A 14,334-nucleotide genomic window follows, 5' to 3' on the forward strand; every position below is an offset into this window, starting at 1 on the left:
ACTTCTATTCTACTATCGGACGTCTTAATCCGAATACGTATTCAGCCGCATCAAATACCCAGCCGCTCAAACTGTTCCCCCGGCGCATCGCACTCCTGCATGCAGTCTCTTAACTGCCTGATATATTTGCGCTCCAGTTTTTCATCTGAAATGGGATATTCCTGAAGATAATCTTCTTTTATATGAAACAGAAGATTGTCCCCGTTATATTGGGACCGGCAAGAGAACTCCTGCGAAGGATTTCTGAAGTTAATGATGTCAGCCGGTATTTTATATACCGGATAGTTCGTCCAGGATAAAAATCTTCCCATCTCAATTTTGTCATAGTCTGTTTTACTGACCGCATCGTCCGCTCCAAAGTACTGTCTGAGAATGCTCGGCACGGCTGTGTAAACATTTAACGGCCGGTTTCTGTCGTCTTTGGCTGCTTTGATATACACATAAGTTCCGTCTGTATAGCCAACCTGTTTTCCAAAGTATCCAAAGATGGTTCCGCTTCTGACCTGCCTGGCCTCCCTGTCCAGGACCGGCATCAGACTTTTCCCGTGCAGCGGATAATGAAGTTTTTTGTCAGCCCCAAAGTAATCCAGCATAGTCGGCATCACGTCAATGTTCTGTGTCAGCGCCTGACTCCGCCCCGCTTCACACCCGGGTTTACAGATGATCAGCGGTATATGGAATACCTCGTTGTACGGTGCCATATAATTTTTTGCCATATATCCGTGTTCCCCCAGATGGAATCCATGGTCCGTCGTAAATATTACCATCGTATCCTTCCACATGCCATATGCATCCAATACGTCCAGGATTTCACCAATATGGGCGTCTGTCATCGTCATCAATGCCTTACACCGGTTTTTCAGATGCTGCGTCTCTTCCCGTGTGAAAATATTCGGCTGATAATCGGGGTGATTCACATCAAAACCAATATAATCTTTTTCATAGAGGTCCAGATATTTCTCAGGAACGTCATATGGCTCATGCGGGTCAAATGCTTCCACCCAAAGCATAAAATTATCAGCCTGATGATTTTGCTCCAGCCATTCTGCAGCACTGCTCAACGTCTTGACACTCGGATAATCTTTTTCCGTTTTTAGTCTCTGTCTGTTTGCCTCCTCTGACGCAGAATATTCTCCCTTGAATCCCTTCGGTCTTACTTCTTTTCGAATCCCTCCCTGGTCAGGGGGCACACACCACGAATCTCCTTCCTGTCCTCTGAACACTTCCCATGCAGTAAATCCTTTCGTATAGTTTTCGCCTCCCGGAATCAAATAATGAGAGTGATCGCTGAACATCATCGTATGTACATTTTTTTCAGCCAATACATTCTGAAGCGTCTGCTCATAAGGTTCGATCGCCCCCCATGGCTTTTCCAGAAAATTCAGCCGCCCGGTCATAATGTCCTTTCGCGCCGGCATGCAGGGCGCGCTCCCACACCAGTGATTATCAAAAACCATTCCTTTTTGTGCCAGGCGGTCCAGATTGGGCATCTGAGCCGTCTCTGCCGGATTGCTGTTATAGATATCCAGCATCCTGCGGTTCACTGTGTCACATAAAATAAATACTGTCTTCATCCGGCTTTTCTTACACCTCCTTCTATCTTGCCGTTCTGCTTTACAACATAGTTATATATTACGTGAATATTTTGCAGTTTTCACTATTCAGAATCCAGATATAACATAAGAAATTACAGATTGTTCACTTTATTTACAGCAAAACCAACAATAATCTGCCTTTTTCAGTGCGAAATATGTCCGACAAATCAAAAAAACAGTGCAGAAAAAAAATGATTCTTTCCCTGCACTGTTAAAGACACTTTATCTGCATTCAGCCGGAAGAATCTCAGGAGTATAATGCTCCACTTCCTCAATATACCCCAGCATGGCTATGCGCAATTTTTTCCGCACCCCCTCATAACTGCCATCTGCAACTAGATTTACATTTTCATCCGGATCAGCCTGAAGGTCATATAAAAACTCCTCCCGATATATGTCCGCGCCCGGAACAGCAAACCCGTCGACTCCCGGAGCAGACACGGAATACTTGTATTTTCCATCGCAGAGCGCGCGTCCCACCTGAGATTCTGAAATCTGTATAAACACTTCCTCTCTCCAGCTGACCTCTTCACCTCTCATCAGAGGAAGTAGCGATCTTCCACGATAATGGTGTGGTTTCTTTATTCCTGCCATATCCAGGATCGTGGCGGGTATGTCGATCAGGCTGACAAGCTTTTCACTCTCACGATAGCCTTTTTTAATACCCGGCCCATGAACCACCAGCGGAATATGTGTGCACGCATCATGGCATGCACGTTTATATTCTCCGTTTCTTGTCCGAAAATGGCTCCCGTGGTCGCTGCTGAAGATAATGTATGTATTTTCATACTGACCGTTTTTCTTCAGCGCCTTCACCACGCGTCCAAGATTTTCATCAATTCTCCTGATCATGCCGTAATAATCCGGCAGATTCTTTTCCCAGTCTCCCTGTCCCCGCCGTACAGCCAGATCCCCCGGAATCCAGGCATTCTGATACCGTTCGGCATAACCTTTTGGTGCAACATACCGGTACATACAGTTCTGATGATGCGGTTCGATCAATGACATCATCGTAAAGAAAGGTTCCTCTGAGTCTTTTTCCCGTTCCAGAAACTCCAGAAGCAGATCAGTTGTAAAATCCACCCTGTACTGATTTTTGTAGGGTATTAAAGTTCCGTTTTCATCGTACAGTCCCCCTTCGTAGGGCAGCGAGCCCCATTCCACAACATCCATTGCCCGCCAGTAATCTTTATATCCATAGTGAAATTCGGGCGGCACCGGTCCGTCTGTCGTCTGTGCCAGATGCAGCTTTCCGACATAACCCGTTTTATATCCGTCTCTGTTGACATACTCGGCCAGGGGAGCGCAGGACCCCGGATCCAGTCTGCACAGATTATGATAGTTGCCAGTTTCTGTGGCGTACATCCCTGACTGAAGGCATGCCCGCGCCGGTCCACAGACAGGCTGGCACGTGTAAGCTTTTTCAAAACAGGCTCCGTCTTCTGCCAGCTGGTCGAGATTCGGTGTAAGATTCAGGTTCGGATTCATACAGCCGCAGGTATCCCAGCGCTGCTGATCCGTGAAGAAAAACAAAATATTTGCTTTTTTTGTTCCCATATGTACCTCCATACTATTTTAATTTGTTATCGTATACTTAAATTTTACATAAGAGATTCACGCTTTTCATTACCCATATTCCAGATATAACATAAGAAAACACAGGGACCATAAAAAGATTTCCCCTTTTATGGTCCCTGTGTTTTCATCTATGATATTATGAAACGAGAGTATTACAGGCTTATTTTATAATGTGCTCCCCACGGCATTCTGCCATGACTTCGCCCAGACGTTTTATGTAGGACTGATAATATTCATATGGAGTCCCCGGAGCCGCCTGATGGTTGATACCGCACAGATATCCGCCCTGCAGGATCACAGGTCGCAGACGGTTAAATTCCCGGTCAATCGCCTCTGGTCCTTTCAGAATCTCCAGTTTATTGAATCCACCGATAAATTTCACCTCCGGAAACCGTCTTCTTACATCCACGATGTCAACCCCTGCATTGACATCCACGGGCAGGAATCCATCGACACCCGATGATGTAAAATTCGGAATCAGTTTCGTAAAATCACCATCTGTATCAACAAATACATTCTGTACTCCGCGCTCTCTGAGGAATGGAATGATTTCTTCATAGCACGGTCTCAGAAACTCGTCAAAAGTGTCTGGCGAAATACAAAAGAGATGGTTCCAGGCTTCCACCTTCCGAACCATCTCTTTTCAAATTGCTAAACAGACATCACCAATCATAAAAGTCGGTTGCTCCGCGCTTACGCACAACCGCTGTCCCGGACTTTTACAGATAAATCTTCAGTGTGTCTCCACATACTTCTGAATATTTGAAGCATTTACATATTTCTTCATGTTATCGCCGTCCACTACCACAAGTGTCGGCGCCTGCATGATCCCATACTTCGCTGCAAGATCCGGATTCGCCTCAGCATCGATTATTTCAAATGCCTCTCCCTCCAGTATCTCCTTCGCCGCTTTACAATTGGGACAGGTACTTGTCGTAAACAGGTATTTAAATCCTTCACCGTTTTCCACGGCTACCGTCTCATCGATGACAGCTGCCGCTGCCTTCTTCGATTTCTTTATCGCAGAATTCCCGATATCATATACTGTCCGGTTTTTATACTCCTGACTCTTGCCGTCGTTCCAGTTCTGAACCGGGCGATAGTACCCCGTGATCCTGCTGTAAACCTCTGCCGGCTGTCCGCAGGTCGGGCATGTAAAATGTTCACCTGCAATATATCCGTGATCTTTGCATACAGAATAAGTGGGTGATAATGTATAGTACGGCAGCGTATAATTCTCTGCAACCTTCCGGACCAGGGACGCTGCAGACTGCCAGTCCGGCAGTTTTTCACCAAGGAACGCATGGAACACCGTCCCCGAAGTATACAGACTCTGAAGTTCATCCTGGATATCCAGTGCATCAAAGATATCCGATGTAAACTCGACCGGAAGATGTGAACTGTTGGTATAGTACGGCGTGTCTCCCTTGCTTCCGGCTGTCTTGATATCCGGCCATTTTGCCCGGTCATGTTTTGCCAGACGATACGTTGTCGATTCAGCAGGTGTCGCTTCCAGATTATAGAGATCTCCATATTCTTCCTGATAATCAGATAGTTTATTGCGCATATGGTTCAGCACTTCTTTTGTAAACTCCTGTGTACGCACATCCGTCATATCTCCCCCGAGCCATTTCGCATTCAGTCCAACTTCATTCATACCGATCAGCCCGATTGTTGAAAAATGATTGTCAAAAGTCCCCAGATATCGTTTCGTATATGGATAAAGCCCTTCATTCAGCAGCTTTGTAATGACTTCTCGCTTCACATGAAGTGACCTTGCACTCAGATCCATCATATGGTCCAGTCTCTGATAGAAATCTTTTTCGTTCTTTGCCAGATAAGCGATACGTGGCATATTGATGGTCACAACCCCCACCGAACCGGTGCTCTCACCTGAACCGAAGAATCCTCCTGTTTTCTTGCGAAGCTCCCTCAGGTCCAGGCGCAGCCTGCAGCACATACTCCGCACGTCGCTCGGTTCCATATCGCTGTTGATATAATTTGAAAAATACGGTGTACCGTATTTTGCGGTCATCTCAAACAGCAGACGGTTATTCGTCGTATCCGACCAGTCAAAATCGGATGTGATGGAATATGTGGGAATCGGATACTGGAAGCCTCTTCCATTGGCATCTCCCTCAATCATTGTCTCAATAAACGCGCGGTTTATCATATCCATCTCCGGCTTACAGTCTTTATACCTGAAATCCATCTCTTTTCCGCCGACAATCGCCGGGAGTTCTGCAAGATCCTGGGGTACCGTCCAGTCCAGTGTAATATTGGAAAACGGTGCCTGCGTCCCCCAGCGGCTTGGCGTATTGACCCCGTAGATAAATGATTCAATACATTTCTTTACTTCCGGATAAGAAAGATTATCTACCTTAACAAACGGTGCAAGGTATGTATCAAAAGAGGAAAATGCCTGTGCTCCTGCCCACTCATTCTGCATGATGCCCAGAAAATTGACCATCTGGTTACAGAGAACACTTAAGTGTTTCGCCGGCGAGGATGTAATCTTTCCTTTTATTCCACCCAGGCCCTCCATGATCAGCTGTTTCAGCGACCAGCCTGCACAATACCCGGTCAACATGGACAGATCATGAATATGCAGATCTGCATTTCGATGTGCATCTGCAATCTCCGGATCATAAATCTCGGACAGCCAATAGTTGGCAGTTACCGCACCGCTGTTGCTTAAAATCAGGCCGCCTACTGAATACGTTACTGTGGAATTCTCTTTTACACGCCAGTCCTCCACTTTGACATAGCTGTTTACGATCTCTTTGTAATCCAGGATCGTGGATTTCATATTGCGGACTTTTTCCCGCTGTTTTCTGTACAGGATATACGCTTTTGCCACGTCAGAATATCCGCACTGTATCAAAACATTTTCCACACTGTCCTGAATATCTTCTACATTAACCCTATCCTCTTTGATTTTTTTCTGAAAATCAGAGGTGACACGCAGACTCACCATCTCCAGCATATCCTGACTATATTGCTTTTGATTTGCTTCAAATGCCTTGCCGACCGCCTCGGTAATCTTCGCAAGCTCAAAATCAGCTATGGCTCCGTCTCTTTTTTCTACTTTAAACATTACATCTGCCTCCTCTGCAATCCTTAAGTCCCTGACTGCGCTATGGAACTATCATATCAAAGGATGCCGGACCCGTCAATACGCAAAATACCATATATTGTATGCTGGACAACCGGGAGCCCCCATTTCTAGGGGCTCCCGCAAATTTACGGACTTTTTCCATCACACTTTTCCATATATTTCCACCGGTACATAAGCCTTGACAGAAATACCTTCCGGATAGTATTCCTCTTCCACAACCTGTCCGACCTGTCGGATCATGCTGATGACATTCGCTCTGTCGTATCCATAGAAACGTTCAATATAAATCTGCTCGGCCTGAAGCATGCGCACCAGTTCTTCCTTCAGTTCTTCCATGCCTGTCCCGGTCTTCGCTGATGTCCTGATGATACAGTCAGCCTGAAGATCTTTCAGATTTTCAGGACAGTCTACCTGATCCTGTTTATTGAAGAGCGTAATAATTTTCTTTCCTTCTATTCCCAGCTGCCGAAGCGTATCATACACAATATGCATCTGCTCATCCATCTGCGGATTTGACGCGTCCACCACATGTATAATAATATCTGCAAATTTTGCCTCTTCCAGCGTACTCTTAAATGCATCTACAAGATGGTGCGGCAGTTTCCGTATAAAACCAACGGTATCTGTCAATAAAATCTGCTGTTTGCCCGGCAGGTCAAGCACGCGGGTCGTCGGATCCAGCGTCGCAAACAACTTGTTCTCTTCCAGTACCGACGCACCTGTCAGGGTATTTAAAAGAGTGGATTTTCCTGCATTGGTATATCCTACGATCGCCGCCACTTTCTGATTACTCTTTATTCGCTGACCGCGCAGCAGCTCTCTGTGACGTTTCATTTCTTCCAGATCCTGCTTCAGCTGCGTGATTCTGTTGCGGATCATACGGCGGTCCATCTCCAGCTTCTTCTCACCGGGTCCGCGCGTACCTATCCCGCCTCCAAGACGGGACATCGAATTTCGCAGCCCCACCAGCCTGGCGGCACGATATTTCAACTGCGCAAGTTCAACCTGCAGTTTTCCCTCTTTTGTGACGGCACGCCCGGCAAAAATATCCAGAATTACAAGCGTTCGGTCCATAACCTTACATTGCAGTTCACTTTCCAGAGTTCCGTACTGTGCCGGGGATAATTCATCGTCGCAGACGATTCCCGTAGCATCCAGTGTATACAGCAGCTCTCTGAGCTCCTCCAGCTTCCCGGGTCCCACATAGCTTCCCGGATGTATGTTTTCTCTTTTCTGAATGACCTCGCCCACCGTAACAGCTCCGGCTGTTTCGACGAGTTCCTCGAGCTCCCGCAATGATTTTTGCGTGTCGTCGCCGGCATCTGTCTGAATCCCAATCAAAATGACCCGCTCTTCAATGTTTTTTGACTCATATAATTGCATAGCCCACCCCTGTTTGTAAAATGCAACTTTTTTGGTTACTTCTCCCCTTACCTGCGCTCCCCATTGCGCAGTTATCTGCTTTTCAAAAACTCATTTTCCCTCACGGCAGTCTTATCGTCCGGATACCTTTCCAGATATTCTGCCATTTTTGATTTTGCTGTCTCAAAATCAAGCATATATTCATACACGACGATCTCATTGAACAATAAGCTCTGGGTTTCCGTGGCATCTTTACACTCCAGACCTTTTTTTATGTTGCTCAGCGCATTATCATAATTTTTTTCGAAAATATCACACATCGCAAGCCCATTATATGCTTTGGCCTGATTTTCTTCCTCTTTCAGATAATCCTGGTAGAGGCCTCGGGCACTGGCCGCATCATCGATCGCCAGATAGACCTTTCCAAGCAGCAGAACTGCATCTGCATCCCCTTCATTGATGGCCTGAGTCAGCTCTTCCCTGGCACTCTCATAGTCCTTCAGTTCATAATAGATCCTGCCCCGGTTATAATAATCGGATGCCTCCCTGGGCTTTAACCCAAGAGCCCTCTGGAGATACTCTTCTCCTGTTATCGTATCACCTTTATCCGCATATGCCTGATAAATTTTCAGATACATTTCATAATCCCGGCTGTCTTCCACTGCACTGTCAAAATCATTTTTGGCCTGTTCCTCATCCTCCAGTTCCAGATATACACCGCCCCTTAGAAAATAGGTCTCCGGATCTTTTTCCAGTTTCAACACATCCGTATACACTTCGGCTGCTTTCTCATACTCCCCATAATTCTTCCGTGCCAGTGCAAGATAGTACATGACATCCTTTTCAAACTCTACGTTTGTATTCTCAAGGGAATTCAGGCTCCTTGAAAATGCAGCAATGGCAGCTGCACTGTCTCCCAGTTCATACTGGCTGATGCCAAGCGCCCGGTAAGCTTCCGGAAGCCGTTCTTCCTGCTCAATCGCCTGATTCAGCAGTGTAACGGCCTCCTCATAATCACTGTTTTCCATACAGGCAATTCCGTCATCATAGTATTCTTCATTTGCAGAACTGCCGCAGCCTGCTGTAAGGATAACCACACAGGCTGCAAACACCAAACACTTTTTTCTCATCTGAACAGTTCCTCTTAACCCACAATCAAATCTTCTTCCGTCATAACACGGATCACTCTGTCCACACACTCCTGACAGATTGCATCATTTTCCGCCTCAACCATCACACGGATGACAGGCTCTGTACCACTCTCACGCACCAGGATACGTCCGTCTTCTCCCAGCTGCTCGCTGACAGACTTCACGACTTCCTGTACCTTTGAATTCTCACGGGCCTCCTGTTTGTTTGCAACACGCACGTTTTTCAGCAGCTGCGGATAGATGACAACCTCCGATGCAAGCACGGAAAGCGGCAGCTTCTTTTCCAGTATCACTTCCATGACCATCAGCGAAGTCAGGATCCCGTCTCCCGTCGTCGCATGTTTGCTGAAAATAATATGCCCCGACTGCTCACCACCCAGGCTGTGACCGTATGTCATCATATTTTCACAGACATACTTATCACCCACTGCCGTCTTTTCATAATGGATGCCCTCACGGTCACAGGCTTTATAGAGCCCCAGATTAGACATGACAGTCGTTACGATGGTATTGTTATCCAGTCGTCCCTGCTCTTTGAGGTACTTTCCACATACGTATAAAATCAGATCTCCGTCAATCACTTTGCCAGTCTCATCCACAGCAATACAGCGGTCTGCATCTCCGTCATAGGCAAATCCCACATCAAGATGTTTTTCCCTCACAAATTTTTGCAAAACTTCGATATGAGTCGATCCGCAGTCCTGATTGATATTCGTGCCATCCGGCTCGTTATGAATGACATACGTCTTTGCGCCCAGCGCATCAAAAACACTCTTTGCGATGGAGAATGCACTTCCGTTGGAACAGTCAAGACCGACTCTGATATTTTTAAAGGAGCGGGTCGGCAATGAAATCAGATAGCCTATATATCGGTTTCTGCCCGCTGAAAAATCTACCGTCCGTCCAATATCTTCCTTAACAGCCAGCGGGATCTTCGGTATCTCATCATCGATGTACGTCTCTATTTTCGCTTCCACATCCGCTTCCATCTTCTGTCCCATACCGTTGATAATTTTAATTCCATTATCATAGAACGGATTATGGCTTGCGGAGATCATAATGCCGCAGTCAAAATTTTCGGTCCTCACAACGTATGATACACTCGGCGTTGTCGTAACATGGAGCAGATACGCATCCGCTCCGGACGCCGTAAGTCCAGCCACAAGTGAATATTCAAACATGTAGCTGCTGCGCCTTGTGTCTTTGCCGATCACGATCTGTGCCTTATGCTCCCGTCCGAAGTACCATCCCAGAAAACGGCCGACTTTATAAGCGTGCTCTACCGTCAGATCGATGTTGGCTTCCCCTCTGAATCCGTCAGTTCCGAAATATTTTCCCATACTGCCTCTCCTTATCACTCTAATCAAACAACTTTTCCCGATAGACTCCTTGGGCAATCAGCTTTCTAAACGCCTCCACAACAGAATCCTTATCTTCCTGGTACGTTACGCCAAACCACTGTGCACCGGTATTGATCACGTGTACATCTGCACGTTTCTCCTGCAGCAGCCCGTCTATTATCGTAGGCAGAAGATATTCCTGCTTCGAATCTTCAGCTGATAATCCAGAGAGAAATTTCACAAATCCACTCTCCAGTTCATCCAGAAATTCAGGCTGCATCCCCCACATGTTCATGGATACTTTAGCATCAGCAGCAACCGGAACAATTCCGTCTTCTGTCTGGATGCCGGCACCTTCCGGGGTTTTTATAATATTTTTCGTCTCCGCAATACCGACCAGATTATTTTCTTTATCCATCCGGCAGATTCCACGGGTCACACCACCATTGTCACTGAGTGTATTTCCAAGCATGAATCCCGCCATACAAATGTCGTAGTGTCCGTCCGCTGCGGGCATCTCACTTACGAGATAATCATGCAGTTTTACAAATGGTTCTTTTCCATAATAATCATCAGCATTGATCACTACAAACGGTTCTTTTATCAGCCCTTTACAGCTCAAAACCGCCTGCCCCGTACCCCATGGCTTTGTTCGGTCATCCGGTTTCTCAAATCCTTCCGGGAGGTCTTGAAGCTCCTGAAATGCATATACTACTTCTGTCAGCTTTTCAATCCGGTTTCCGATTATCTGTTTAAAGTCGCTCTCCAGATCTTTTCGAATAATAAACACAACCTTATTAAACCCGGCTTCCAGTGCATCATGAATGGAGTAATCCATAATAATTTCCCCGTTCGGACCTACCGGCTCCAGCTGCTTAATACCTTTTCCATACCGGCTTCCGATACCGGCCGCCATGATTACCAGTGCTGTTTTCTTCTCCATAACTTCTCTCCTGTGCTTTTTCTTTTCCTCAGCAGCCTGATCTTTAATCATCCTGCAGTTTGCTGAGTTTTGCAGCCTGATCAGCGGCTATCAGACTATCAATGATTTCTTCCAGGTCTCCGTTCATTATGTTATCCAGTTTATGCAAAGTCAGTTTAATCCTGTGGTCCGTCACCCGCCCCTGCGGGAAATTATAGGTACGGATTTTCTCGGAACGGTCCCCCGTACCGACCTGGCTTCTCCTGGCCTCCGCCTCGGCATCATGCTGTTTTTCAAGCTCCATCTCATAAAGGCGGGCCCTCAGCACTTTGAGTGCCTTTTCTTTATTCTTGAGCTGTGATTTTTCATCCTGACATGAAATCACGATACCACTCGGTATATGTGTCAGACGCACGGCAGAGTCCGTCGTATTGACGCACTGCCCTCCGTTTCCGGATGCCCGGAACACATCAAATTTGCAGTCATTCATATCAAGCTGAAAATCAATTTCCTCTGCCTCCGGCATGATCGCAACTGTGATCGTCGACGTATGGATCCGCCCGCTGGATTCAGTCTCCGGTACACGCTGCACCCGGTGTACACCGCTTTCGTACTTCAGACGTGAATAGGCTCCGTTTCCATTGATCATAAAAGTGACTTCCTTAAAACCGCCGTTTCCGTTTTCATTCAGACTGATCAATTCCGTTTTCCAGCGGTGTGATTCGGCATATTTCACATACATACGGTATACTTCCGCCGCAAACAGCGCCGCTTCATCTCCACCCGCTCCGCCGCGGATTTCCACGATTACATTCTTGCTGTCATTCGGGTCTTTCGGAAGCAGCAGGACTTTCAGCGTATGTTCCAGCTCTTCCGTCCTCTTTTTTGCATCAGACAGCTCTTCCTTCAGCATCTCCCGCATATCCGCATCAGATTCCTCCTCTAACATGGAAAGACTGTCCTCTATTGTCTGCTTACACTTCTTATATTCTTTATATGCATCCACTATCGGCTGCAGGTCACTTTGTTCTTTCATCAGCTTCTGGAATCTGGTCTGATCGTTAGCCACCGTCGGCTCATTCAATTCACTTAAAATCTCCTCAAAACGGATCAGAAGATCTTCCAATTTATCAAACATGATGCTCTCCTCCTGTTATTTCTTTCTTTTGCCGCACTTTTTCCCCAGTGCCACACGGTTCAGTCCACCAAGATCCCGGATGATCTGTATATCCCGGTACCCCGCATCACAGAGCAGTTCTGTCAGCGCTTCTCCCTGATCAAATCCGATCTCAAACGCCAGCAGTCCATTTTCTTCCAGATATTGTCCGGCCTGCAGGATGATCTGCCTGTAAAAATGCAGGCCGTCTTCTCTTCCATCCAGCGCAAGCAGCGGTTCATGAAGGCGCACTTCATCCATCAGGGTCGGTATGACATCCGTGCGAATATACGGCGGGTTGGATACGATTACATCGTAACGCCCTTCTATGTTCTCAAACAGGTCGCTTTTTATAAACCTGGCATTCACTCCATTTTTGGCTGCGTTTTTTCCCGCTGTTTCAAGTGCGTACTCAGAGATATCCGACCCGGTGCCCTGAAGGCGACGGCCGTATTTTAGAAGGCTGACTACAATACAGCCTGAGCCCGTACAGAGATCCAGGACCCGTGAATCTTCCGGAATCCTCTCCAGCACAGTCTCAACCAGGATTTCCGTATCCTGTCTGGGTATCAATACATGTTCATTTACACAAAAAGACAGACCCATAAAATAAGCTGTATGGGTCAGGTACTGAAGCGGAACATGCCGGCTTCTTTGCCCGACCAGCAGTCTGTACTGCTCTTCTTTTGCTTCCTCTATTATATCATCCGTATGCATAAAATAATAGTTCTTATCGATATCGCATACGTATTCCAACAAATACCATGCATCTGCTTCGCCGTTTTCTATTCCGCGCTGCGACAGATACTGTCTTCCTTCCCTGAGAAGTTCGCCCAGGGTCCTCATTCGGGCTGTCCTTCCCGGAAGGCTTCGTCTGAAAAATTCGCAGTTAAATACGTCCTCCAGTCGAACACTGCTTCAACTGCCGCGATCGCAACTTCTACCATATCCGCTTCCGGCTCTCTTGTTGTCAGTCTCTGGAGAGCCATTCCCGGCTTGCTGAGCAGATTTACAATTTTATTATCACTGCGCCCTGCAAGCCGTATAATCTCATAGGAAACCCCCGCAATGACAGGAACCAGCAGCAGACGAACCACTACACGAAGCCACGGTGATGAGACTCTGATAAACAGAAAGAAAATAATGCTTACCACCATGACAAACAGCAGGAAACTGGTACCGCAGCGTTTATGCTCCCGAGAACTGCTCATGACGTTCTCAACCGTCAGGTCCATTCCGTGTTCCACACAGTTTATGCACTTATGCTCTGCACCGTGATACATAAATACCCTCTGAATATCCTTCATCCTGGAAATCAGCATGATATATCCAAGAAAAATGATGATTCGAACGACCGCCTCCGCGATCGCGATAATGGGTTCTGATGATGTGATACTCCTCAGAAATCCTGCAATAAAATAAGGAAGCATGATAAAAATAGCCACCGACAGTACGATGGAAAATGCAACCGTCCCATACATCAGCAATTTGTCCTGCTTCTCTCTTTTTACGTCCGCCTTTTCCTGTTCTTCCCTTGTCAGCGTCACCGTTTCCTCTTCTTCATCTTCATAAAAGCTTGCGGAATAGGTCAGACATTTCATCCCGACCACCAGTGATTCTATAAAGTTAAACACTCCACGGACAATCGGCGTCTTTTTCAGCAGCGGACTTTTTATAATGCTTTTATACGGCTCCGTCTTTACTTCGATTTCACCGTCCGGTTTACGTACCGCCACCGAATACACATCCTCATGGCGCATCATGATTCCTTCCAGCACTGCCTGCCCGCCAATATTTGATGATTTCATATATATATTGTCCCCTTAAATCTATTCACATTAGAAAAATAGGTTGAGATTGTGCCAATCTCAACCTGTTTTAACGTCTCTTATTTATTATCGCTCATTCCGTATTTCTTATTAAACTTATCAATACGTCCGCGTGCAGCTGCTGCCTTCTGCTGTCCTGTGTAGAACGGATGGCATTTTGAGCAGATTTCTACGTGGATATCCTTCTTTGTAGATCCCGTAGTAAATGTATTACCGCAGTTGCAGGTTACTGTTGCCTGATGGTACTCTGGATGGATTCCTTCTCTCATTTTTTTCACCTCTT

Annotated in this window: 12 protein-coding genes; all 12 read right to left on the minus strand. The window is 46.5% G+C overall.

The annotated features are described in order from the left end of the window. Positions 1-50: 50 nt before the first annotated feature. The 12 genes from MCG98_RS18370 to rpmE all read right to left on the minus strand — a co-directional run bounded on the left by MCG98_RS18370 (position 51) and on the right by rpmE (position 14,320). A complete protein-coding gene (locus tag MCG98_RS18370; RefSeq protein ID WP_240303299.1) occupies positions 51-1,574 on the minus strand; it encodes a sulfatase in 1,524 nt (507 codons plus the stop codon). Positions 1,575-1,817: 243 nt separating this feature from the next. Beyond that, on the minus strand, positions 1,818-3,152 hold the full coding sequence (locus tag MCG98_RS18375) for a sulfatase-like hydrolase/transferase (protein WP_240303300.1): 1,335 nt from the start codon (positions 3,150-3,152) through the stop codon (positions 1,818-1,820). Between the two features lie 181 nt (positions 3,153-3,333). After that, the gene (locus MCG98_RS18380; protein WP_240303301.1) at positions 3,334-3,810 is read right to left on the minus strand and encodes a uroporphyrinogen decarboxylase family protein; all 477 of its coding nucleotides are present in this window, start codon (positions 3,808-3,810) and stop codon (positions 3,334-3,336) included. Positions 3,811-3,906: 96 nt separating this feature from the next. Further along, positions 3,907-6,270 carry a ribonucleoside triphosphate reductase gene (locus MCG98_RS18385; RefSeq protein WP_240303302.1) on the minus strand — a complete coding sequence of 788 codons (2,364 nt, stop codon included), beginning with the start codon at positions 6,268-6,270 and terminating at the stop codon, positions 3,907-3,909. A gap of 162 nt (positions 6,271-6,432) precedes the next feature. Then, complete coding sequence (gene hflX / locus MCG98_RS18390; protein WP_240303303.1) at positions 6,433-7,674, minus strand: GTPase HflX; 1,242 nt, start codon at positions 7,672-7,674, stop codon at positions 6,433-6,435. Positions 7,675-7,745: 71 nt separating this feature from the next. Next, complete coding sequence (locus MCG98_RS18395; RefSeq protein ID WP_240303304.1) at positions 7,746-8,783, minus strand: tetratricopeptide repeat protein; 1,038 nt, start codon at positions 8,781-8,783, stop codon at positions 7,746-7,748. Positions 8,784-8,797: 14 nt separating this feature from the next. After that, positions 8,798-10,144: a phosphoglucosamine mutase gene (gene glmM / locus MCG98_RS18400; protein WP_240303305.1), complete on the minus strand. Its 1,347-nt coding sequence runs from the start codon at positions 10,142-10,144 to the stop codon at positions 8,798-8,800. A 19-nt stretch (positions 10,145-10,163) separates the two neighbouring features. Continuing rightward, on the minus strand, positions 10,164-11,087 hold the full coding sequence (locus MCG98_RS18405) for a sugar phosphate nucleotidyltransferase (protein WP_240303306.1): 924 nt from the start codon (positions 11,085-11,087) through the stop codon (positions 10,164-10,166). A 43-nt stretch (positions 11,088-11,130) separates the two neighbouring features. Further along, positions 11,131-12,204 (minus strand): peptide chain release factor 1, encoded by a 1,074-nt coding sequence (gene prfA, locus MCG98_RS18410; RefSeq protein ID WP_240303307.1) that lies wholly within the window; start codon positions 12,202-12,204, stop codon positions 11,131-11,133. A 15-nt stretch (positions 12,205-12,219) separates the two neighbouring features. After that, positions 12,220-13,068: a peptide chain release factor N(5)-glutamine methyltransferase gene (gene prmC / locus MCG98_RS18415; protein WP_240303308.1), complete on the minus strand. Its 849-nt coding sequence runs from the start codon at positions 13,066-13,068 to the stop codon at positions 12,220-12,222. Next, positions 13,065-14,030 carry a DUF1385 domain-containing protein gene (locus MCG98_RS18420; RefSeq protein ID WP_240303309.1) on the minus strand — a complete coding sequence of 322 codons (966 nt, stop codon included), beginning with the start codon at positions 14,028-14,030 and terminating at the stop codon, positions 13,065-13,067. Before MCG98_RS18420 ends, prmC begins: the two co-directional genes overlap by 4 nt. Before the next feature lie 80 nt (positions 14,031-14,110). Continuing rightward, positions 14,111-14,320 carry a 50S ribosomal protein L31 gene (gene rpmE / locus MCG98_RS18425; RefSeq protein ID WP_240303310.1) on the minus strand — a complete coding sequence of 70 codons (210 nt, stop codon included), beginning with the start codon at positions 14,318-14,320 and terminating at the stop codon, positions 14,111-14,113. Positions 14,321-14,334 lie beyond the last annotated feature (14 nt).

Source organism: Ruminococcus sp. OA3, from assembly GCF_022440845.1.
Taxonomy (GTDB): domain Bacteria; phylum Bacillota; class Clostridia; order Lachnospirales; family Lachnospiraceae; genus Ruminococcus_G.

Coding starts and splice junctions, on each gene's coding strand:
- rpmE (WP_240303310.1), bottom strand. CDS start 14,320: ATGAGAGAAGGAATCCATCCAGAGTACCATCAGGCAACAGTAACCTGC.
- MCG98_RS18380 (WP_240303301.1), bottom strand. CDS start 3,810: ATGGTTCGGAAGGTGGAAGCCTGGAACCATCTCTTTTGTATTTCGCCA.
- MCG98_RS18395 (WP_240303304.1), bottom strand. CDS start 8,783: ATGAGAAAAAAGTGTTTGGTGTTTGCAGCCTGTGTGGTTATCCTTACA.
- MCG98_RS18420 (WP_240303309.1), bottom strand. CDS start 14,030: ATGAAATCATCAAATATTGGCGGGCAGGCAGTGCTGGAAGGAATCATG.
- hflX (WP_240303303.1), bottom strand. CDS start 7,674: ATGCAATTATATGAGTCAAAAAACATTGAAGAGCGGGTCATTTTGATT.
- prfA (WP_240303307.1), bottom strand. CDS start 12,204: ATGTTTGATAAATTGGAAGATCTTCTGATCCGTTTTGAGGAGATTTTA.
- glmM (WP_240303305.1), bottom strand. CDS start 10,144: ATGGGAAAATATTTCGGAACTGACGGATTCAGAGGGGAAGCCAACATC.
- MCG98_RS18405 (WP_240303306.1), bottom strand. CDS start 11,087: ATGGAGAAGAAAACAGCACTGGTAATCATGGCGGCCGGTATCGGAAGC.
- prmC (WP_240303308.1), bottom strand. CDS start 13,068: ATGAGGACCCTGGGCGAACTTCTCAGGGAAGGAAGACAGTATCTGTCG.
- MCG98_RS18375 (WP_240303300.1), bottom strand. CDS start 3,152: ATGGGAACAAAAAAAGCAAATATTTTGTTTTTCTTCACGGATCAGCAG.
- MCG98_RS18370 (WP_240303299.1), bottom strand. CDS start 1,574: ATGAAGACAGTATTTATTTTATGTGACACAGTGAACCGCAGGATGCTG.
- MCG98_RS18385 (WP_240303302.1), bottom strand. CDS start 6,270: ATGTTTAAAGTAGAAAAAAGAGACGGAGCCATAGCTGATTTTGAGCTT.